Source organism: Flavobacterium sp. Root420, assembly GCF_001427905.1.
Taxonomy (GTDB): Bacteria; Bacteroidota; Bacteroidia; order Flavobacteriales; family Flavobacteriaceae; genus Flavobacterium.
The window spans coordinates 38,416-62,814 of sequence record NZ_LMEF01000003.1 but is presented as its reverse complement, the minus strand read 5'-3'; the positions used below and the strand labels follow the sequence as shown (position 1 = coordinate 62,814).

Here is a 24,399-nt window from a genome sequence, read left to right as displayed (position 1 = left end):
TTAGTTAGTTAGTCAAGTGGTTTTTTTCAAATAAAAATGTATTAGACAGAAATGATGGCATCACAATTTCATTTGATACATTTTCGATCTATTGGGAACAAATTAACAATAATACAATCCTACACGACGGTTCATTTTGTATCAAAAAACGGTATCAATTGTTGCAATTATTATATTTGTAATAAAAAAATGACTTTATTAATTGTATTTTCATATTTTATATCATAATAAATTATCATTTCTACAAGGAAGGGATTTCTAATATAAATCCAGACTCAGATCTGTTTTTAACATTAAGTTTACAATTGATGCTCCTCTGACGTGAACACAGCATCATTAGATTTTTGAAGAAAGAACAATTAAAAGAATTGTAGATTATTACAAACAAGTGATATTCTTATTTGCTATTAGATTAGTTGTAGTGGTAATTTTTCGCGATATGATATATAAGTGAATAAATCTCTCGCAAAGGCGCAAAATCGCAAAGTTAAACTTCGTCTCTTTGAGAAAAAGTATTGCTCAAAAAGCTTAACTTAATGAGGTTGGATAGATCCTAAACCAATGCCCAATTTCAACCCACATTTTTGGTTAGAATACAGTACTCTTTAAAACGGTTGAGGCTTAAAAAATCCTGATTTAGATTTTTTAAGCCTCAACAGCTTTGCTTTTTTTTTATGAAAAATTATTTTAAGAATTTCCAATAATCAAAATACAGAATGTCAGTTTTGGATTTTCCTTTAAAAACAAAATACAAATCGTGAATACCTGAAACTTTTTTGACATCAATTGTTTGCAAGCTCCATTTGTCATTGACTCCCGTCATTGGTACATTTACGGTTCCGAGTAACTCGCCGTCTTTAGTATCCAATCGTATTTCCATTGAAACATTTTCGTTTTGTGCTGTACCAATTCTTGTAGTGAATTTAGAAGGCCCTTTTTTACCAAAATTCACTTCTCTTATTTTGATAAAAGCGTTATTATATTTTGCCATTACAAAGGTACTAACCTCATTATCATGCATTGATTTCACTCCTTCAGACCAGGCAATGGTTTCGGCTTCTGTTTTAACATAAGGATTTAATGGACTTAAACTTTTTTTAATACCTGCTGTCATATTCATTTGCACGATCGACCCATCTTTATTAAACTTGGCTTCTTCTACACAAACCGAACGGGTAAAACCTCCACCACCTGGCAATGCTGCATTGTGATAGAAAAAATAGCTTTTCCCTTTAAAATCAATTATGCCGGGATGGTTGGTAAAGGAACCTCCTTGTGTAGGCATGACAATACCCTGATATTTCCAGGGCCCTGTGATACTTTTACTGGTTGAATATCCAATATGTTCCGGAATTGGTCCTGCGGCAAAAAATAAATAATACAGACTATTGCGTTTGTACAGCCATGGTCCTTCTTCATAAGTAGTAGGTCTTTCATCATTTTTTTCTCCCTCACGTTTACCAAAAGATTCGAGAGTGTTGGGCATTTGTTTCACTTCGCCCGAAGTGGATATCATGTCCTTATTCAATTTTACATAGTACAAGCCGGGATTTCCCCAAAACAAATAAGCCTGACCATCCTTATCAATAAATGGAGTTGGATCGATATCATTCCAGGGATGATGATCGATAAGTTTCTTGCCTATTGGATCTTTAAACGGACCATAAGGACTATCCGAAACCAATACTCCTATATTTCCGCCATGCATGGGACAGTATAAATAAAATTTTCCATTTCGTTCAATACACTGCACTGCCCAGGCACCATTATCCTGTTTTGCCCAACTAAAATCTTTTAAAGAAGCTACTATTCCATGGCCTGTCCAATTGGCCATATCGGTTGAGGTGTAAAGTGACCAGTTGAGCATTTTAAAACCCTTGCCATCGGCATTGGCATCGTCTTCATCGTGGCTGGTATACAGATATACTGTGCCGTTATGTACCATTGGTGCCGGATCTGCCGAATAATTGGTCTGTACAATAGGATTTTGTGCTGAACCAATCGAACAATTTAAAATCGTTATAAGTGTCGCTATAAGTTTATAGGTATGTTTCATTTTAGTTATTTAATTAATACAAAATCTTCTATTTGGTTGGATCGTTATTGATGCTTTTATACTTGTCTTTTTATTTTGCTACAGATTAAAGGATTTAAAAGATTTAATCATTATAATCTGTGAAATCTGTGGCAAAAAAACTTAACAAAAATCTATGTTTCCGCTAATTGGTTATATTACTATTTAATTCTGAACCAGTCAAAATCAGCATAACCGCCTGTTTCTTTTGTTGCATAATTAAACAAGCTAAAACGATAGCCCATAAAATGCGGAATAGTATATTTCATCTTCAAAGGTCGGCCTATCGGTTTCCAAACTTTTCCATCAAGACTGTAAAATAAAGTAGCTTCATCTTTCCCGTTAAGAGTATAAAGGCTAACAGCTGCATCGTTCATACCGGTAAAATCGCAATCGATTCTGAAATAAATTTGGTTTTGATCCAACGGAATTCGCTGTACTTCGACAGGCTTATCATTTTCAGTAGTGACCATTACTATCGACTTTTGACCTCCGTCAATTTTAACCCCTACTGATCCATACTCTTTTTGGAGAGCTGATAATCCGGCAAAATCGCCCTCTTTCATTTTGGAAACATCTACAGCAACAGAAGCTGAGCAGGTTGGGCCAATAGTGCGTTGTGTAAGTGTGTTTCTGGCCTGAAGAAAATCAGTATCGATTCTTCCTGTTTTGAGACGCAGGAAACCTTTTCTTTCCGTTACAGACCACAGCGCATTATCCGGATTATGATTCCATTGCCATACTAAAGGCAGTGCCGCTTGTCCTTTTTTTCTGCTGAATTCATCGGAAGCAACCAGATTGGGAATCAAACCTTTACTGGCTGGCAGGTCTAATGTCTCCGGCACTTTTCCGTTTTCTCCTAATACAGGCCAACCGTTTTCCCACTTAACAGGAACGAGATAAGGAGCGCGGCCAACAGGACCATAATCACGAAAAAGATAAGAGAACCAACGTCCATCGGGAGTGTCTATCAATCCGCCCTGAGCAATTCCTCTATCCTGTAAGCCAACTTTTCCTTCCCAGGGACCGTTGATATTATCTGCCCTGTGTATAATTACAGTTCGCATTTCACCCCTTGGCGCGCAAATATTAAATAAATAATATTTGCCATTTACTTTGAATAATTGAGATCCTTCAGCTCCAAGACCTACTTCCTTTCCTGTTGGTGCACTGGCATTTTCGATGAGTACTCTCTCTGGAACGCCTTGTTTAATTCCTGTCAGATCATCATTTAATTCCACAATTTTAAGTCTGTCTGCATCATAAATTAAATATACCTTGCCATCATCATCAAAAAACAAGGAATGGTCGTGAAGCGATGGTTTAAAAGAAACTCTTTCCCAGTTTCCTTTTTCTATGTCTTTTGTTTTAAAAATATAGGTTTCACCTGGTACGTCATGTGCAAAAGTGGTTACATAATACATGCCGTTGTGGTAGCGCAAACTACTTGCCCATGAACCTCTGCTGTAGATGTTTTTTCCTTCTGTCAAATTTAGTGCGGGCAAATCTGCCAAAGTATCATAGGCATAATTGATGATTTTCCAATTGACAAGATCAGTCGATTTCATAATGGGCACGCCCGGGTTCATGTGCATCGTGGTACTGCTCATATAATAATTTTTACCAACTCTGATCATAGACATATCAGGCACATCGGCAAAAATTATTGGATTTTGGGCTTGTGCCAGAGTAATGGCCGGAACAAGCAAAACAAGGAAGGATAAAATGAACTTAATTTGTTTTTTCATTGGATAAAAGAATAATGGAGAATCGAACTTACCTGTTTTACTGATAACTTCAACAGAAACAGCCGAAAGCGAGTAGTTTTTTCTCTTGGTTTAAAATGGTTGATAGTTAATAAATGACTTTTTAATCAAACAAAGTAATAGGAAAACCATCCTGCACAACGTTTCATTTTGTATCAAAAGAGTGTGCCAATTGTATTAAATAAAAAACCTATACTATCAATACATCTATAAATCAATTCTTTATAAAATTATATGAATTAAAGATTTAAAATAATATAATTCATTCACCTTTTGTTTTATTTGTAATTTGAATAGCCTCCAGCTTTAGCAGGAGGCTATTCAAATTTTTAGACATTTACAATTTCGCTCAACAACTATATTATTGCTGTTGTTTATAAATACGTAAATATTCTGACGGTAAAAAACCAAATTCTTCCTTAAAGTATTTAGCGAATCTTTTTGGCGAATTAAATCCTACTTCGTATGCTATTTCTGCAATTTGCATTTGGCTTTTTTCCAGAAGCTGGCGTCCGCGTTTCAATCGTATCGTTCGAATAAATTCAATTGGGCCTTTACCGGTAATGGCAACTAACTTTTTGTATAAATGACCACGACTTAGACCTAAAGCCGTACTAAGGGCTTCAACAGAAAATTCAATATCACTTATATGTTCTTCGACAACCTTAATAGCTTTTGCAATGAGCGCTTCATCCAATGAAGTAATCGTAATTTCTGAAGGAGAAACATCTAACTTTTGACTAAATGAGGCATGACTTTTCTCTGTCCATTCTACAAATTTTTGAATACGTAGTTTTAGTAAATTAAAATTAAAAGGCTTTGTTATATAATCATCCGCGCCAAGTTCCAGACCTTCCACGACATGTTCTTCAGCAGTACGCGCCGTCAACAGAATAACCGGAATGTGAGACCAATGAATATTTGTTTTGATCTTTTTACAAAGTTCTATTCCGTTCATAACAGGCATCATAACATCGCTCACGATAATAGTCACATTAAACTTTTGCAGTAATTCCAGTGCTTCTTCTCCATTATTGGCCGTTATTACAGTATAAGTATCCTCGAGATTATCTTTAATAAATTCACAAAAATCATTATTGTCGTCTACAAATAATAGTATTTTTTTATTTGTGGCTTCATAGATTTCTTCTTCCTGCTCCGGAAATTCTTCCAGGGTATTTTCTGGTAAATATTCTTCGTTCGCATTTAAATCATTCGCTTTGATTGGAATCTGAAAAGTAAAAATACTCCCCTTAGGAACATTATCTGTAACGGTTACCGTTCCTCCATGAAGATTAATATATTCGGCTACAATATGTAACCCTATACCTGTTCCTGTTTTTTCCTGTTCTTGCTGAGCCTGATAAAAGCGTTCAAAAATATGTTCTTTTTCTATGTTACTAATACCACGACCTGTGTCAGAAACACTAACAGAAACATTATCTCCAACTTTCTTTATATGGATCTTTATAGTACCTCCGTCTAAAGTATATTTGAATGCATTTGAAAGTAAATTTGAAAATATTTTCTGAATCTTATCGCGATCAAAGGACATTTCTAAACTCTCAATATCACTCTTTAGCAGTAAATTAATATTACGTTCTTCCGCATAAACACAAAATAAAAGGTAAATTTCATTGATAAAATGAACAAAATCGCCCGATTTTAAATTCAGTCTTTCTACGCCAACATCCAGTTTATGAAAATCAAGTAGTGAGTTTATTAATGTCATAAGCTGTTGTGCATTTTTGTACATAACGCTTAATTTTTTTCTCATACTTTCGCTCGTTGCATCATTTAATAAAATCTGCAAAGGAGTAATAATGAGGGTAAGCGGAGTACGCAAATCATGACTGATATTGGTAAAAAATCGTAGCTTGATCTCATTAATATGCATTTCTTTCTCATGATCTATTTGTATACGATGCTGTTCCAATTTTATTTGATGTTTTTCTTTTGTCTTACGAACAAAAAATATAAGTGCACCAATAATTAAAATGGCATATATAATAAACGCCCAAATTGAGAAATAGAAAGGAGGCATTACATTAATAGACAATTCTGTGGGGATATTGCTCCAAACACCATCGCCATTACGTGCTTTTATTAAAAGTTTGTAATTACCCGTTGGAAGTGACGATATTACTATTTTATTTTTTTGAGTGGGTAGCCATTGCGTATTAAAGCCTTCTATCTGATAAAGATATTTTACCTTATCTGCATTCAGTAAATTTCCTGTTGTAAACTCTAAGGAAATAAGTTTATCATCATGTCTGAAATTTAACTCTGAAGTTAATTGCATTGAATGGTCGAGCAGCTTGCGACCATCATAATAAGAGTCGACCTGAATTGTATTGTTACCTACTGCCAATTCAGTAAATATAACTTTTGACGTAGATTGGTCTTTTTCATACATTTTATTCGGATTCAAAACAGTATATCCTTCTACATTACCAAGGAGAATATCATTATTTTGTAATTTGCAAAAAGCACGATCATTAAAATAATTATTCATAAGACCATCTTTGACGGAGTAATTTTTACTTGAAAAAGCAAATTCTCCATTTGATGTCGGCCTTACTGTAAGTATTGAAAGCCCATTACTTGTTGTTACCCAAATATTATTAAAATTATCTTCTGTTATGCCTTTAATTAAGTTATCGCATAAGCCGCTCTCTTTGTTAAAATAATAAAGCGTATCCTTTTTTTGATTCCAGATGATCAGGCCATCATTATTGCCTAACCACATCAGGCCGCGTTTGTCTTTATAGACATTTGAAATTTGATCCTGGGGAAAAGTTTGATTTCCTTTTTTATTGCCACGATATAAAATCTGTTTGTAATTGGTAATATCAATTACTAACAGTCCAATTACAGTACCAAAATACATTTTGTCACCACCATCATAAAAGATGTCCAGCGCATAAACAATATCATCAAATGGCGTAAGTACAGCACTAAAATTATCTGAATCTGCTGGTATTATCTGAATTTTTCCACCCAATGGTCCGACCCATACATTTCCATAGCGGTCTTCTTTTAAATTCCAAATACTATTATTGGTTAATTTGCTGTTCTTTGTGGTATACTGAATCATTTTGCCATTTTCATAACAAAAAAGTCCATTTTGATAGGTGCCAATCCAAACACGATGCTTCCTGTCTTCCAGTACAGATATTACGGCAATGTTCGGAACCGGAAGTTTCCTGACTGCTTCGGTTTTTTTATCTTTTATATATAATCCGTTTCCATCTGTTCCTAACCAAATATTTCCCTGATGATCTTCCATTATAGCAATGACATCAGAACATTGGGGATGTTTGAAATTGATGAAATTTCGAAAACTTTCATGATAATAGGATAGTCCTTTTTTATTATATCCAACCCAAATAGTCTCATTATTGTCTTTGTAAAGACGCTTTACACTATTTGATGATGGGCCTGTCTCGACCCATGGATCAGCTACCAGATTTTCAAACCGATCTTTTCCTTTGTCATAGATAAACAGTCCTTTATGGTCTGTTCCTATCCAGATTTGTCCTGGTTGATTTTCGATAATACTGGTAATATGATTGGCCTGCGTTTGTAATCCCGAAGGCAATTCAAATCTTTTCCACTGTTCTGTTGCATTCTTTTTGTAAAAAACCTGTTCGCTTTTGTCCGAACAAATCCACAAACCATTATTACTATCTGTATAAATTATATTAATGGCATTAATACCATTAGCATTTTGTTGAATATAGTCTGGTAATTCTACGAACGTCAAAACTCCCGATTTTTTATTCAGCTTCCAGCAAATCCCTGAATTAAATTGAATTGCATACAGAAATTCGCCATTATCAGTAATGGAAAATTCATCTTGTAAAACAGTTTTTAATTGGAATACTGAGGTTTTCTTTTTCCTGAAATCATGAAAAAATATTTTCTTTTTGTTGATCACCCAGAGATTACGACTTTTATCGATAAAAACTTTAGGATTAAAATCCATCTCTATACCCAGATTAAGCAACAACAATTTTGGATTTGAAAAAGAATCTTTGTCTCTCTTATAAACCATATAAGAGTATCCTACGTCTATCCAGATATCACCCGAACCATCTTCCTGTAATTCAAGTATATCATTTGAAGACAATGCATTAGAAACACCCGAATGCATTTTATAAACTTTAAATCCATATCCGTCATATCGGTTTAATCCAGACTCCGTACCAATCCACAGAAATCCGTAGCTATCTCTTAGAAATGCTTTTACATTATTATTGGAAAGTCCTTGTGTTGTTTCCAGATGATGAAAAACATAGGACTGCTGACCCATAATATTTTGAAAAGAAACGATCCAAAATAATATAAGTATGTGTATGCAGATTTGTCTTATGTTTTTTTTCATATTAAAATAGTCAAAGAGAAAATACAGTTTTGATTGAGGAATTAAAATTATTGAGCTAAAAAAATATAGCCACAGATTTCACAGATTAAAATGATTTTTTCTGCTTGTGCTTAATTTTTTTCGCCACAAATTTCACAAATTAACACAAATTAAATTAGTGAAAATTAGTTTGCATTTATTAAACCAATAAAACTCCTGATAAAATTTTTTACTTTCTTATCAGGAGTGTTTTAAGTAGATTTATTTAATAGAATTCATAGGAAGCAATTGTACTTTTTATGATTTCAATTCCGATTTTCAATTGATTTAGATGTCTTTTAGTTAGTCGCTAACATTCAAATATAGTAAATAGTTTTATTCAATCTATCGCAACTTTTCCTCCAGAGGCACAGTTAGTCCCTTTTAGTTGATGGCAGGTTTATTTTCCTTCCAGAACTACAACAGAAAAAGGCGGAATTGTTACTTCTAATTGACCTGCTTTTATTGAAAATTTATTAAAGACAACCGGGACTATTTTGTTTGGATCTTCAAAAGTATTGTAGTCCTGAACCTTTGCTGAAGACAATACATATCCTTTAATATCTTTGATTTCCAGCTCTTTTAAATCTATTTTGATTTTATTTTCATTTTTAAAATCGATATTCACAATTGAAATGTGAGTCAAATTGGCTTTATCTTTTGAAGCTGAAACAGAAACAGCCGGTAATTCTTTTTTATCAAAAATGTATTTTGGTGACTCTATTTTTAAAGGAATAAGTTGCGCATCCTGATGCACGTTATACATTTTCATTACGTGATAAGTAGGAGTAAGTATCATTTTTTCTTTATTTGTCAGGATTACTGCCTGTAAAACATTTACGATCTGAGCTAAATTTGCTCCTCTAACTCTATCTGCGTGATTGTTGAATGTATTTAATGTTACACCTGCAATCATAGCATCTCTCATCGTATTTTGCTGATACAAAACGCCTCCAGCATCTCCTCCATCGCTATCAAACCATCCTCCCCACTCGTCTACGATCAAAGCAATTTTCTTTTCCGGATCATATTTGTCCATGACAGCAGAATGTTTTTGAACTAACTCTTCCATTTTAAGAGCTGAATTCATTGTTTCAAAATACTGACTTTCATTAAATTTGGTCGATGATCCTTTCTTGTCCCAATTTATAACAGAATACCAGTGTAGGGCCACCGCTTCTATTAATCCCTTTGGAATATCTCGCATTAAAACTTCTGTCCAGTGATAATCTTCTCCATTAGCCCCTGAAGCTATCCTAAATGGTTTAACAGCACCATCTGGCATAAAGGTGGCAAATTGTCGATATAAATTAGAATAATATTCGGCAGTCATATTTCCACCACATCCCCACATTTCATTTCCTACTCCCCATAAAGCAACTTTCCAGGGTTTTTCTCTATTATTTTTCTTTCTTAAATCAGACATGGGAGTACCTGATTCATAATTTACATACTGGATCCATTCTTCTAACTCACGAGGAGAACCGCTCCCCACGTTTCCTGCCAAATAAGGCTCTGCACCCAAAGTTTCACACATATCCAAAAAATCATGGGTACCAAAACTATTGTCTTCAGCAGTTCCTCCCCACCAACGATTTAAAATACTTGGTCGGTCTTTTTTAGGTCCAATTCCATCTTTCCAGTGATAGGTATCGGCAAAACATCCGCCAGGCCAGCGAAGATTGGGTACTTTTAGTTCTTTTAATGCCTTAATTATATCATTACGAACTCCTTTTGTATTTGAAATATTGCTGTTTTCCCCAACATAAAGACCGCCATAAATACATCTCCCCAGATGTTCTGCAAAATGGCCGTAAATATGTTTATTAATGATGGTTTTATTTTCTGTTTTTTCAATTGTGATCTCCGTAACCTTATTTTGCGAATTAACATTTTGAAAAATGACGACAATACAGGTTAGTAAAAAGAGTTTTTTCATTTTTTGGTTGGTTTGTTAGTATGTAGAATTTATAATTTCAGTTTTGTCTGAACATGCAGATTTTTTTTAATCTACCGGATGATTATTCATCTTAGTTTATATTTTTTTGAAGCGAATTGCTGTTCCGCCAGCACCGCCTAAATGTAATTTTATTACATCTGATGCTTTAACTGTTTTCTTTGAAATGGCAATTTCCGCCGGATTATGTGTTTCATCTGTTCCTTCTGCATCAGCATAAATCTGAGCTTCGTAGGTTGCAGCGGGATCTAAAAATGACAAGGCAACGTTTACGTCTCTTGCTTTTTCGTTTGTGATTGTTCCCAAATACCAATCAGCACTGTTTCTGTCTTTACGTGCTGTGGTGATGTATTCCCCAATTTTTCCGTCCAGTACTTTTGTGTCTTCCCAGTCTGTCGGAACATCTTTTAAGAATTGCAAAGCTGGTTTTCCCTCGTAATTTTCAGGAAGATCGGCCATCATCTGGATTGGAGCGTAAATTGTTACATACAAAGCCAGTTGCTGTGCGGCTGTTCCATGAACTCTTTTTCCGGGATACCCTTGTTTTACCTCAACATCAAAAATTCCCGGTGTAAAATCCATTGGCCCTGAAAGCAATCTGGTAAACGGAATAATTGTTAAGTGGTTTGGCGGATTTCCTTCACTCCATGCATTATATTCCTGCCCTCTTGCCGCTTCTCTTGAAACCATGTTTGGAAAAGTCCTGCGCTCTCCTGTATCTTTTATCGATTCATGGTACAAAACAGCCAAGTCATATTGTGCCGCTTTTTCTAAAATGTATCTGAAATAATTCACTCCAAATTGTCCGAAATGATTTTCCTTCATATTCAGTTTCGAACCTACGTGGCCGATTTTAACCGAATGGATCCCCAGTTTTTTGTACAAGGCAAAACCTTCATCAACCTGTTTTAGGTAGTTAATTAAGTTTGAACCCGTTTCATGGTAACCGATAAGTTCTACATCTTTTTTCTTTCCGTATTCCACTACTTTTTCCAGGTCGAAATTGTCGGCACTTTTGGTGAAACTGAACATGTGCATATGGTTTTCGTACCAAGCCGGTGTCCAGCCCTTGTTCCAGCCTTCGATCAATAAATGATGAAAACCTTCTTTGGCAGTAAAATCTATGTATTCTTCAGCATGTTTTGTTGTGGCGCCCTGTTTGTCACTTTCCCAAAAAGTATATTTTCCGATGTGCATTCCCCACCAGATTCCGAAGTATTTGTAAGGTTTAAAATAACTTGTATTTTTTAATTTGTTTGGCTCATTCAGGTTTAAAATCAAATACGAAGTAATCAAGTCTCCCGGATTCTCTCCAATCTGAAGCGTTCTCCATGACGAGGTAAACGTATCTTTTACACGCACTTTTACGCCATCGGCCCACGGTACCAAATCCGATTTTAATTGGGTTCCGGTTGTATTGACTAAAGTCATACTGGCAAAATCGGTTAAGTTTGCTTCATGAAAACTCAGGGCCAGTCCGCTTTTGCTTTCAATGGTAAGCGGAGTCAAAACCGTATCCAAAGTACTTACCGGCGCATCTTTAAAAAGATATTCGTCACGGTTTTCTCTGTTTGCGGGAATCCACCATGCTTTTCCATCTTCCTTCAGGTTAAAAGTCGTTTTTTCATCCATGATGAAAATACTGTCTTTTACATTTTGTTTTGGATACACATATCTAAAGGCGATTCCGTCATCAAAAGCACGGAACTCGATTTCTAATTTGCGTTTGTTTCCGGTTTTTTGCTGTAATTCAACCGAAAGCTGATTGTAATGGTTTCTAATATTTTTCTTTTCTCCCCAAACCTGTTCCCAGGTCTCATCAAACGAAGTGTTTTTTACGTTTTTAATTTCAAAGTCGGAACTTAAATTTTCATTTCCTTTTAATAAAAATCCCATATCTGATGGTGTGATCACTTCGGTTTTTCCGTGTGAAACTGCATATTTTGGAGCGTTTTTTACCAACTCGAATTTTATTTTATTCTGACCGTTTGGTGAAGCCAGTTGGTAAGCATTTTTGTTTTGGCTAAAGGCAGAAATTGCAGAAAAAGCCAAAATTGTAATTATTGTTTTTTGTATCATTGGTTTTGTTGTTAAAAAATAAATAAACCAGGGAGACCATACACTCCCCGGCTTAAGGCAAACTAAACTTAAATTTAACCATTCAATTTAAAAGTTGTCTTCTTCAATATAAAATTGGGAAATTTCAAATCAACACTTATTTTATTTTGAAACCAGCCTTAATAGTATTTTACAAAAAATAGTTTACAGAGAAGGGTAGACTTATTTAATCCAATAAGCGGTATTAAATATTTAAAAAAAACACCTTGTTTTTGTGTTTAATCATTCCAATTAAATTGTATGTACAAACCTCAATAAAAACTTCATTACTTCAAGGTATTCATTTGTATCAAAAAACTATCTCATTTGTTGCAATTGAAGAAGTTATAGTTTTATAAAACCATATTTTTTTATTTTTCCTGTTTTTCAGAAAAAGAGATCATAACCTGGCCTGGAATCCGTTTTCAATTTCAATTGCATAATTTAAAGCGGAGGAAAATATTATAAGTGAAAAAATTCTGTCAAACTTGTAATGTGCTATTTCTTAAATGTTAAATCTGTTGCAGGTCTTTAAAACCCTTATAATATTATAAAAATTTCGTAAAATCATGTAATACTCAGAAGTATAACCATCTTAATTTTAGCGTTTTAATAAAAAAAAGAAGGATAAATAAGCGCCCAAAAATAATTTTACCCACCAAATCTTTGATTTTGATGATGATTTTTTTAATGCCAGCATTTCTTTTATGATAGCGGAAGTAGTCGCCTGAGTAGCAGAAATAAAATATTGAATATGGAAAAATCGGTGTGTTGCGCGCTAAAAAAAGAAGCAACTATTAAAAATCGATTTGATATTATTTGCTGATACCTTAAAAATAGTGCAAATGCTTTTTAAAAACAGAAAAGATGCTGCCCAAATGATTATTCCATATCTGGACAGGTATAAGAACAAGAACAGTGTTGTACTGGCCGTTCCGCGTGGCGGAGTACCGGTTGCATACCCTATAGCCAAAGCCTATGGATGGCCTCTTGACCTCTTAATGACCAAAAAGATTGGCCATCCCTCCCATTCTGAATTCGCGATCGGTGCGGTTAATATTGAAGACTACATTATCGATGATCGATCTGATGTGCCTCAATCCTATATCAATGATGAAGTACAGAAGATCCGTACATCATTAAAAGAAAAATACATGCACTTTACCGAAGGACGTAAAGCTGTTGACATAGAAAATAAAACTATAATTATTATTGACGATGGTGTTGCTACCGGCAATACCGTTCTTTCTGCAATTAAAATGCTCCGGGAAAAAAATCCAGAGAAAATTGTAGTGGCTATTCCACTTGCCCCTCTTGAAACAGCGGAAAGGATACGATTACAGGTAGACGATTTGATTTGTCTTTATACTCCTGAACCCTTTATTGGGGTTGGGCAGCATTATGCAGATTTTACTCAGGTTAACGACCAGGAGGTAATGGAATTATTGAGAAATGCGAATCATTTTTATGAGTCCGAAAAAAAATAAAAAGAATGAGTCCTACTAAATCAACATACATACCCGAAAACATCGATCAGATAGAAAAAGCATCCCATAAACTTGCCTCTGATGCGGATCTTGACGTGCTGCTAAATGAAATTGGGAATGCCCGTTTTGTTTTATTAGGTGAGGCTAGTCACGGCACACATGAATATTATACCTGGCGCACCAGGATTAGTAAAAGGCTTATTAAAGAAAAGGGATTTTCAATGATAGCAGTAGAAGGCGACTGGCCCGATTGTTATCGCCTCAACCGTTATGTTAAAGGTTATCAGGATGCGGGTGGAAGTGCAAAAGAAGTACTGAGAGAATTTAACCGTTGGCCTACATGGATGTGGGCAAACTGGGAAATGGTTGCATTGGCGGAATGGCTGCGCAAGCATAATGATATCCTGCCTTCTAATAAAAAGATTGGTTTTTATGGTCTTGATGTATACAGCTTATGGGAGTCCATGGAATCCATATTTCTTTATCTGCATAAAAAAGATCCGGTGGCCTTTCAATCTGTACAAAAAGCAATGAATTGTTTTGAACCATACAATATCAGGGAAGGTTTTTCTTATGCCGAGCGAAGTTATGGACTTTCTGTTGATTGTAAAGAGGAAGTCGTAAAACTTCTGTCAAATATCCGGAGTCGGATGCCATGGTTCGATACTGACCATGAAGCCATCTTTAATGCTGAACAAAATGCACTGGTGGCAGTAAATGCTGAACGGTATTATCACGCCATGCTTGGTGGCGGAGATTCCACATGGAATATTCGTGACAGGCACATGTCAGAAACAGCAGAAAGACTGATGCATTTTCATGGCTCTGATGCCAAAATTATCATCTGGGAACACAATACACATATAGGAGATGCAAGAGCAACTAATATGAAACGTTCCGGGCTGGTCAATATTGGACAACTCATCAAGGAAAAACATGAGGAACAAGGTGTTTACCGTGTCGGTTTTGGTTCTAATGAAGGAACGGTAATGGCAGGTTATAATTGGGGAGCGGCAATGGAAGAAATGCAGATGCCTGCTGCAAAAAAAGACAGTTGGGAGTATTTACTACATAAAACCGGTGCTTATGATAAACTGATTTTCTCTAAGGATATCAAAGATTTAACGACGCCAATCGGGCACCGCGCTATTGGTGTAGTATATGACCCTGATTATGAATATGGCAATTATGTTTCCAGCAATATTCCGATGCGTTATGAAGCCTTCATTTATCTGGATCACACAAATGCTGTTCATCCTTTGCATATTAAACCCGATGGCTTACAAATGCCTGAAACTTATCCGTGGGGAGTATGATCATTATCAAAAATAAAAACATAAAAGAATTTACTTAGAAATTAAAAGAGGATTAAAGGCCTATTAACTGCAAGACATTTTCTAAGTGTAAAAAGCCTTTGAACACTAGTGTTCAAAGGCTTTTGATTTTTGGCATAGCTTTTAGACTGAATATATATCTAAATAGTACAGACTCAATAATTATTTTGCAAAAAGAACTTCTAACATTTTAGTATAAATTGCTATATTTTGATAAACACCCATAAAATTTTGGGCTCCAGGCCCATAGGCAAAAACCGGAACGGAAACAGCCGTATGATCGTTTGTACTAAAACTTCCGTGTACATAGCCTTTTTCTATACTTCCGTCGATTAGGGAGAGTCCACCTGTTTCGTGATCGGCTGTAACAATTAAAAGTGTCTCCGGATTTTTGTCTACAAATTCCATTGCCTGTCCCACTACTTTGTCAAAATCCAGCATTTCGCGTACCACATATTCTACATTATTCTGATGACCGCCATAATCTATTTGTGCACCTTCGGCCATTATGAAAAACGGATTTTTAGACTTTGAGAAAGTACTGGTGGCTTTTGCCAAAGATTTAGCTAAAAAATCACCTCTTCCTGCTTTCATAGAAACTACCGAAGCATCGTCTAAAACAATAAACTTATCGTTTTTGATTGTGTCAAGACTGCTGAATTTATCCGAAAAAGTATATCCTTTTTCAATTAAAATTTTAGACAAATCTTTACCATCTTTTCTTGAATAAAACTCCTTTGGTCCTCCTCCTATCAGAATATCTGACGGATTAGCCAAGAAATCCTGAGCTATAGGTTCGCTATAGCTTCTGTCTTGTTGATGGGCATAAAAAGCAGCCGGAGTAGCATCAGTAATATTTCCGGCTGAAATAATGGCCGTTTTATAATTTTTCTTCGCCAGTTGTTGTGTAATTAACTCCAATGGTTTTCCGTTTTCATCCACACTAATAAATCTATTGTTGGTTTTATGTCCCGTTGCCATTGCCGTTGCACCGGCAGCTGAATCTGTGATATAACTATCTGAAGATTTCGTAATAGAAAGTCCCTGTGTCGGAATATTAAATAAACTTAATTGCCCTTTATTAGCCGTATAACCGGCATAAATTTGAGTCAATCCCATTCCGTCACCAATTAACAGAATTATATTTTTAGGTTTCTTTTTAGAAAATGACGATCCATTTTTAGGTAAATATGCCTGATGAAACTCCGTATTTTGATAAAAAGTTGTTTTTATATTATTGATGAATTGTGTCAATGCCGGAACATTATCCGTAGCAATATAGTCCACTTTTAAAGTCATCAAAGTCATCCAGGTATTTACATTATCCTGAGTTCCCCAGAATCTGATTTTTTTATTTTGATCGTGCACTTTTTTAATGATGGCCTGCACTTTTTCGGAATCAGGTTGTGTCATTACACCTTTGCCATTCCAAACCGTAATTTCTTTTAAATCCTCACTAATCATTTCGACACGTGACAATTGTTCCGGAGAATAATTTTCGTTTAGTCGTCCGTCAAAATAGATAAATTCAGGATACTCTTTCCAATTTGAAGGAGAAGGTCTGTTTCCTGAAATAACTACTTTAAGATTTTTATTCGAAATCAAATCGGGATATAACTTAAGCTGCTGAACGATTAATTTCAAGGTGGGCTCTGCTTCTGTTTTAATGTCAATCATTAAAATTAAAGGCTTACTACTTTGATATGCTTTTCCTCCTAAAGTCTTTAATTTATTGGATAAAGGATCCAAATACATACTCCTGAGCGTGTTGTAAGTCGTAATTTCTTTTGAAGTATGAGCAACGGGCAAATCGTTATTTACGATAAATACATCGGCTTCGATAACGCCGGTTTCATTAGAATAAGCTTCATAGAAAGGAAGTTTACCCGCATAATCATTATGAGAATGAATATTGGTAGAACTGTATTCCTGCGCTTGTGCAAACAGAAAAAAATGGAAACAAAAAAGGGTGATTAATTTTTTCATTGAAAGTTGGGGTTTGTTTAAAACTGTAAGTCGCTTTATAACTTTATATTCTTTCGTTTTTGTCAATTTCGATGCAAGTAAACCAGGCAATAGCGAATAGACGAAGTAAATCACAGTAGAAATTCCACAATCAAAATCGCCAATCTTTGTCGAGTTACGCGTGTGATTTCTCCCTTCGGTCGAAATGGACAATATTATGGTTACTTTGTATGTAATTATTAAAGCTCCAGAGGAGCGTAATATTTATAGCAATTATCGATTTTACCACATTAAAGCTCCAGAGGAGCGATATCTATGCCACCCCGATGGGGTTCGTGTTCTTTTACCAAAATTTAAATTTCTATAAATATAATGTCCTCTGGGACTTGCTGTATTATTACTCAGAATTAAAAATCAATTTTAATCTTCTAATCTGTGGCTAAAAAAACACAAACCAGCCTTTTCCGTAAAAAAGACTGGTGCATTTTATATAAAATCATTTGTCGTTTTTTTTACAACTGCAAGCCCACAACTAAGCTTGCAGCGTAAAAAAACAAAACAAACAAACTGAAACTACAAACTACCAGCCTTTATTTTGCGTAAGGGCGCCTTTGCTCACTGCAATTTCATCTGGTGGTATTGGCCAAACATGGTGAATTGCAGGATTAAAATTACGGGCAGGATAAATCACACTTCCGTTATAATGGTGCAAAGGTTTTGCGTAAGTCGCCTGAGCATCGCCCCAACGTACTAAATCAAAATGGCGATCTGTCCATTCTCCTGCCAATTCGCAGCGTCTTTCTCTTTTTAAATCCGTTAATGTTGCTCCTGAAATACTCGGTAAACCAGCACGATTACGAATCATATTTATTTCGGTGTCAGCGCTTAAACCTTTCATTAATTTGGCTTCTGCCAACATCAAAATCACATCGGCATAACGCAATAAAGGTAAATTTAAAGCTGTTGAAGGTTTGTCACCGTTTGCATTTACATAACGGATATCGATTCCGCCCGAAGTTGTTTTTGGATAACCAAATGGCTCCATATATTTATTGAACTGATATCCTGTTCTGTTACTGGAACTTACAACATATTTTCCTTCATTAAAAGTTACTAATTCACCAAAATACATAAACTTATCTCCTTTTTGCAAAATGGTAGCGCTGCGTCTTTTATCTGCCGGATCATAAGTGTCGAACAATTCTTTAGTTGGATAAAAATTTCCCCAACCGTTGTAAACTCCCCATCCTTTATCTTCCAGACAAACGCCCGGAAAAATAGAACCTAAACCTGTATTTTCTGAGCTTGAAGTTACAGACCAGATATACTCTGAAGACCAGTTGTTTTTAATTTTAAACACATCAGCAAAATCGTCAAGCAATTTATGTTTTCCGCTATTAACAATCATATTGGCATATTTAATAGCATTGTCCCAGTCTTTTGCATACAAATACGTACGAACTAAATATCCCCAGGCAGCTGTTTTATGAGCACGCCCGTAATTGTCAGGCGTAAGCTCATTAAAATAAGGCAATAAATCAGCTGCTTTAACTAAATCGGCAGCGATGTATGCGTAGTTTTCAGCCACATTTTTTGCACGTGGCACATATACATTGGTTGGATCTTCTCTGTCCTGAATTGGAATTCCCGCACGATCATCTCCATAATGGTAAGCTAATTCTAAATGCATTACAGCATGGTTGAAATACGCTTCGCCCAACATCATATTTTTTGTTTTATCGTCAAGCGAAATCTTCGGGATATTGCGAATCACATCATTACAACGTTTCATTACTTCGTAGTGCAATCTCCAGATATCTTTAGTATCAGATTCAGCTCCATCAACAATAAAATTCTTGATGCGCTCTGCATTTTGTCTTGGTTTGGTTCCTATATCGTCGCTTGCATTATTCAGCCAGAAAAAACCACGACCGTACATATTATCATCAGAATATAAGGCATAAATGGCATTTACTCCCGCTTTTGCATCAGCAGGCGTTTTCCAGAAATTTCCGCTTGACGGCGCTCCCTGCGGAACCACATCAAGTTCACTTTCGCAAGCCGAAGTGCCTAGTAAAAGCACAAAACTCAATAATAAAAGACTTAAATTTTTCATTTTATTTGTTTTATATTTTTTTAAAAAGTAGCATTTACACCCGTCATATAAATACAGGAAAGTGGATATTTACCTAAGTCCAGACCAAAATTATTAAGTCCAACTTCTGGATCCATTCCGGAGTAATTTGTAATTGTAAATAAATTTTGTCCTGAAATAAAGAATCTAAGTTTTGCTTTTCCGTTCAGCCAATTTTCTTTAACAGTATAACCGATCGAAACATTTTTTAATCTTATGAATGAAGCATCTTCGATATAAAAATCAGAGATTCTCCCGAAATTATTGTTATTATCTGTTGAGGAAAGAACCGGAATATTGGTATCTGTATTGGTTGGCGACCAGGCATCTTTAGAATCAGCCAATAAATTATATCCTGGGAAGGAAGCGTTTAGACCTGTATATTTTACGGCATTAAAAACCTTATTTCCTGCTACTGCGTTAAAAAAGATATTCATATCAAAACCTTTATATCTAAAATTGGCATTTAAGCTGTAAGTCGTTTTTGGAAACGGATTTCCCAATACTACTCTATCGCTGTTGTTAATTACGCCATCTCCGTTTACATCTTTAAATTTAATATCTCCGGCCACTGCATTTGGCTGATACACTGTACCAGAACTGTTTACATATGCTTTTGCTTCGGGAGTACTTTGAAATAATCCCTCTGTAGTGTATCCGTAATAGGCACCAACCGGGCTTCCAACCTGATAAATATTGGCTAAAGGCAAACTACGAACGCGGCTAATGTTTAAAGGCTCAAGAGAAGTTAAACCATCTTTAATAGAAACAATTTTGTTACTTAAAAATGCAGCATTTGCTGTTACATCAAACTTAAATTCCCCACGTGTTTTTTGGTACGTCAAACTAGCTTCAATACCTTTATTTTCTACATCTCCGGAATTTACAATTCGACCTTGCGGAGTTCCTGAAACACCCGGAAGCTGATCACGAACCAACATGTCTTTGTTCTTCTTTACGTATGCATCTACAGATCCTGTAAGGGTATTGTTGAACATTGTAAAATCCAAACCAATGTTAGTCTGCTCTGAGCTTTCCCATTTTAAGTTAGGATTTGATAATTCACCTTCGGCATAACCATAATTAATTACCGGAGTTGAACCAATCAAAGCCTGAGTCTGATTCAATGGAACACTAAATTGGTATGGTCCAAGATTTCCTAAATTTCCTATTTGTCCCCAGCTTGCGCGCAGTTTTAAATTACTTACAATTGGGCTGATGTTTTTCATAAATTCTTCTTCAGAAATTAACCATCCTGCAGAAACAGAAGGATAAACTTTCCAGCGATTCGCTGATAAAAGTTTTGAAGTTCCGTCACGACGAACAATTCCAGAGAATAAATATTTTTGATTAAAATCGTAATTTAACCTTCCAACATAAGAGGAAATAATTTCGTCAGATAATCCTGCTGCCGTTTGCTGAATTAATTTCGCATTTAGCAAATAACGTTGTGATGGATCTTCGTTATCAAAACCTGTTCCTTCGATCGTATAAAATTCTCTTTTTGTTTCCTGATACGTATATCCGGCTAAGGCTTTAAAATTGTGTTTCCCTAAAGATTTTTCGTAAGAAATTGTTTGTTCACCTAGTAAATCTGTAGTTGTAATTGACTTTTGCGTTAATCTGTTAAAGTCGAATATTTTTCCCGGCTCTTTAATTTTGACTGCAAAATCTTTTGCATTATCCTGGATTCTGGTGTAACCCCAGTTTGTTTTTACTTTCAAACCTTTGACTATTTCCCATTCTGCATAAGGATTGATCAAAATCGTCGACACAGGATTTCTGTTATCCAGTCTTTTCAAATAAGCAACAGGATTTATAACATCTCCATAAGAACCAATATATTTTTCAGGAACTCCTCCAAATTGTCCAGAACCATCTTCTCTATATATTGTTGCATTTGGCGGATAAAAAATGGCTGCCAAAATCGCTCCTGTATAACCGCTTGATGTATTGGCGCTCTGACCGTTAGTCAACGAATAAGATAAATTTTCTCCAATTGTAAAATTTGGAGCTAATTTAAAAGAAGAGTTTGCTCTTGCTGTATAACGCTCACCAAAAGTATTTAATAAGATTCCTTCATTTTTTCTATAACTTCCTGAAACAAAGAAATTAGATTTTTCTGTTTTACCGTTTATAGAAAGGGACAAATCCTGAATTTCTCCTGTATGAAAAATTTCATCCATCCAGTTTGTTTTTGTAGTTCTCGCCGTTGGTTCAAATGCCGGATCAAAAGCCGGAATTCTTGGCATACCTGCATTATCTCTTGCCGTGTTCATAGCATCTGCATATTCGGCAGCATTAAGAACATCCAGTTTTTTAGCTACATTCTGAAAACCTCCCTGATAATTTACATTTACATTAATATGCTCCGAAACTCCTTTTTTAGACGTAATTAAAATTACACCACCAGAAGCTCTTGCACCGTAGATGGCTGCAGAAGCTGCATCTTTCAAAACACTTATCGAAGCAATATCATTTGGATTTAAAGTATTTAATGAACCGCTATAAATAATTCCGTCCAAAACAATTAATGGTGTTTCAGCATTCAAAGAACCAATACCACGAATATTAATTGTTGGTTCAGCCGTTGGGTCACCACCATTACTAAGCACCGTAACACCGGCAACAGTCCCTTGTAGTAATTCAGCGGCGCTGTTGTATGTTCTGCTTGAAGTTTCCTTCATAGAAACAGATCCTACAGATCCTAAAACTTCATTCTTTTTTACACTTCCATAACCCATAACTACAACTTCCTGTAGTTGTTTCATATCGGCTACTAATTTGATAGTGATGTTTTTATCGGCTTGCGTTACTTTAACCTCCTGATCAACATAACCCACATACGAAAAAACCAGTATGGCCTCAGCTGCGTTTATTTCAATCTTAAAAGTTCCGTCAAAGTCTGTTGTTGTTGCTGCATCAGAACCTTTATCTTTAATCCCGACACCTGGCAACGGCATTCCGTCATTACCTCCGTAAACCGTTCCTGAAATACTGATCTTATTTTGATCGGCATCCGAAACTTTTTGACTTTTTTTGATCACAATATTATTGCTTACAATTTCGTATTTCAGGAAAAAATTGCTGCATATTTTATCTAGTGCCTGCTCTAGTGTAACATTATTCAGTTTTAAACTAATTTTTTGATTGGTATTAACCTGATTCGTTTCGTACATAAAATGCACATCAATTTGTTTTTCTATCTTCTGAAAAACATTCCTGATACTTTCATTTTCTACTTTTAAGGTAACTCTTTTGCCTATATCTACGCTGCCCGCTTTTGCAGTTAATCCGATAAAAAATAAAGCCACAAAAAGAAGTGCTTTGGTTAATACAGATTTTTTAATGCTCTGACAGTTTACGACATACCGCATTTGTTTTTTAGTCATGTTTTTGAGTTTTAATTGTTCTTGATTATGATTGGTTTTCTACGTAGATTGATTCGTTTGATTTTAAAAGTTATCGTATGATATAAGTTCCCGATTCCAGTTTATAATCAGCATTTATGATATTGCATACCAAAGCGACAACCTGTTCGACAGGAAGCTCTTTGAAATAGGCGCTTATTTTTAGATTGTTTAAATCCTTGTTTCCAATTTCGATCGTAACATTATATTTGCGATTAATTGTTGCAATGACTTCGGGTAAAGGAGCATCTTCAAAAACAATGATATTTTTTCGCCATAGCGAGATAGAATTCAGAGGAATATCAGTAAAGGCCTGTAGTTTATTGCTTTTTGATTTAAAAACTACTTTTTGTCCCGGAGTTACATATACATTTTCCTCAGTAACCGTCGATTTCACATTTACTCGTCCGGTTAAAACCGAAACTTCCTGCGTAGCATGATCCGGATAAGCCTGAACATTAAAGCTCGTTCCCAAAACTTTGGTATCCATTTTATCAGTATGAATAATAAAAGGATGTTTTTTGTCCTTGGCAACATCAAAAAAAGCTTCACCGGTTAAATAAACTTCTCGTGTATCTCCTTTAAATTTGGCAGGATATTTTAAACGGCTTCCGGCATTTAACCAGATTTTAGTTCCATCACTCAACATTATTTTAGCGTGTTCTCCTGACTTCGTAGTGTATTGTTTTGTTATTGTGTTTATGGATGATTGATAAACAAAAAAAGACAAACCCATTAATAATAACAGCGAAGCTGCTATAGCCCAATTTCTGTTCTGAAGAAAAAATACCTTTTCTGATTTCTTTATTTGTCTGATTTCTTTTTTTAGTTTCGAACGGTCGGATTCAATAATTAGAGCAGGGTCAAAAAAATCTTTCTGGTGATCGTACCACTTATTCCATATTTCTTCTCCTTTTAAGGAAGGCTTACCTTGTAAAAAAAGTTTTATATCTTGATGTAATTTTTCAGGCATTATAATTTATTTATCTCTTTAATAGTATGTCTTAGAAATCTTAATTTCAGGTAGGTTGATAAGGTTACGCTTTTGTTAAGAAAAAAGCGTATATCAAAATTTGTAAATCTGTTGTCAGTTGAATTCGCTCAAATAGCTTCGCATAAATTTTAACGCATAAGCAATATGATACTTTACGGTTTCATGCGAAACGTTAAGTTCTTCGGCTATTTCTTTGTTAGTGTAATGTTTGATACGACTTAAAATAAAAACTTCTTTAGATTTTTTTGGAAGTAACAAAGCGGCTTTATCTACTGCTTCTTGTAGTTCTTCATAATAGATAGAATCTTCAGTAGTGCTGCTACTGCTGTAGTTATTATGACTTCTATCGACAACCTCCTTGATATATTGGTCGGTAATAGTGTGTGATTTTATATAATCTAAAGTCGTATATCGAACCGAAGTATAGATATAGGCCGAAAATTTCTTTTGAATAATCAAAATCTTTCGGCGTTCCCAAATTGTGGTAAAAACCTCCTGAACAATTTCTTCAGAAACAGGAACAGATTTCATTCGCATATAAACAAAGCGAACCAATACATCCCGATACCGAAAATACAATTCATCAAACGCTTTATCTTTTCCTTGTCTTAATAATTCAACAAGTTCTTCATCGGTAAACCCCTTATACATAATAGGTCACTTTTGTATTATTTAGTGAATGAAAAACGATTATTAAATCACTAATCCTGATTGCTTTTTTTCGATGTATTCTTAATTTTAAAAATGACATATTCTACAGTGTGTTGTTTTATAAT

General features: G+C 35.2%; 12 protein-coding genes. 2 read left to right on the top strand and 10 right to left on the bottom strand.

Annotated features, from left to right (window positions below):
• Nucleotides 1–682: 682 nt before the first annotated feature.
• From ASC72_RS04685 to ASC72_RS04665, 5 genes are all read right to left on the bottom strand, one after another.
• Nucleotides 683–2,056, bottom strand: a complete 1,374-nt coding sequence (locus ASC72_RS04685) for a glycoside hydrolase family 43 protein (RefSeq protein WP_056187560.1) — start codon at nt 2,054–2,056, stop codon at nt 683–685.
• Nucleotides 2,057–2,235: 179 nt separating this feature from the next.
• Nucleotides 2,236–3,822, bottom strand: a complete 1,587-nt coding sequence (locus ASC72_RS04680; RefSeq protein ID WP_056187557.1) for a glycoside hydrolase 43 family protein — start codon at nt 3,820–3,822, stop codon at nt 2,236–2,238.
• A gap of 379 nt (nt 3,823–4,201) precedes the next feature.
• Nucleotides 4,202–8,227 carry a two-component regulator propeller domain-containing protein gene (locus ASC72_RS04675; protein ID WP_056187555.1) on the bottom strand — a complete coding sequence of 1,342 codons (4,026 nt, stop codon included), beginning with the start codon at nt 8,225–8,227 and terminating at the stop codon, nt 4,202–4,204.
• Between the two features lie 418 nt (nt 8,228–8,645).
• A complete protein-coding gene (locus tag ASC72_RS04670) occupies nt 8,646–10,184 on the bottom strand; it encodes an alpha-N-arabinofuranosidase (protein WP_056187552.1) in 1,539 nt (512 codons plus the stop codon).
• A 96-nt stretch (nt 10,185–10,280) separates the two neighbouring features.
• Nucleotides 10,281–12,281 carry a glycoside hydrolase family 97 protein gene (locus ASC72_RS04665; RefSeq protein ID WP_056187549.1) on the bottom strand — a complete coding sequence of 667 codons (2,001 nt, stop codon included), beginning with the start codon at nt 12,279–12,281 and terminating at the stop codon, nt 10,281–10,283.
• A gap of 827 nt (nt 12,282–13,108) precedes the next feature.
• Between ASC72_RS04665 and ASC72_RS04660 the strand changes: the two genes are divergently transcribed.
• Together ASC72_RS04660 and ASC72_RS04655 are read left to right on the top strand one after the other, a co-directional pair.
• Nucleotides 13,109–13,786, top strand: a complete 678-nt coding sequence (locus ASC72_RS04660; protein WP_198528479.1) for a phosphoribosyltransferase — start codon at nt 13,109–13,111, stop codon at nt 13,784–13,786.
• Between the two features lie 5 nt (nt 13,787–13,791).
• The gene (locus ASC72_RS04655; RefSeq protein WP_082564232.1) at nt 13,792–15,102 is read left to right on the top strand and encodes an erythromycin esterase family protein; all 1,311 of its coding nucleotides are present in this window, start codon (nt 13,792–13,794) and stop codon (nt 15,100–15,102) included.
• A gap of 180 nt (nt 15,103–15,282) precedes the next feature.
• Here ASC72_RS04655 and ASC72_RS04650 read toward each other — a convergent pair whose 3' ends face one another.
• From ASC72_RS04650 to ASC72_RS04630, 5 genes are all read right to left on the bottom strand, one after another.
• Nucleotides 15,283–17,106 carry an alkaline phosphatase gene (locus ASC72_RS04650; RefSeq protein WP_056187543.1) on the bottom strand — a complete coding sequence of 608 codons (1,824 nt, stop codon included), beginning with the start codon at nt 17,104–17,106 and terminating at the stop codon, nt 15,283–15,285.
• 559 nt (nt 17,107–17,665) lie between these two features.
• Nucleotides 17,666–19,201, bottom strand: a complete 1,536-nt coding sequence (locus tag ASC72_RS04645) for a RagB/SusD family nutrient uptake outer membrane protein (RefSeq protein ID WP_056187540.1) — start codon at nt 19,199–19,201, stop codon at nt 17,666–17,668.
• A gap of 20 nt (nt 19,202–19,221) precedes the next feature.
• Nucleotides 19,222–22,611: a SusC/RagA family TonB-linked outer membrane protein gene (locus ASC72_RS04640; protein ID WP_056187537.1), complete on the bottom strand. Its 3,390-nt coding sequence runs from the start codon at nt 22,609–22,611 to the stop codon at nt 19,222–19,224.
• A gap of 70 nt (nt 22,612–22,681) precedes the next feature.
• Complete coding sequence (locus tag ASC72_RS04635) at nt 22,682–23,602, bottom strand: FecR family protein (protein WP_056187535.1); 921 nt, start codon at nt 23,600–23,602, stop codon at nt 22,682–22,684.
• 114 nt (nt 23,603–23,716) lie between these two features.
• On the bottom strand, nt 23,717–24,274 hold the full coding sequence (locus ASC72_RS04630; protein ID WP_056187533.1) for an RNA polymerase sigma-70 factor: 558 nt from the start codon (nt 24,272–24,274) through the stop codon (nt 23,717–23,719).
• Between the last annotated feature and the right edge of the window lie 125 nt (nt 24,275–24,399).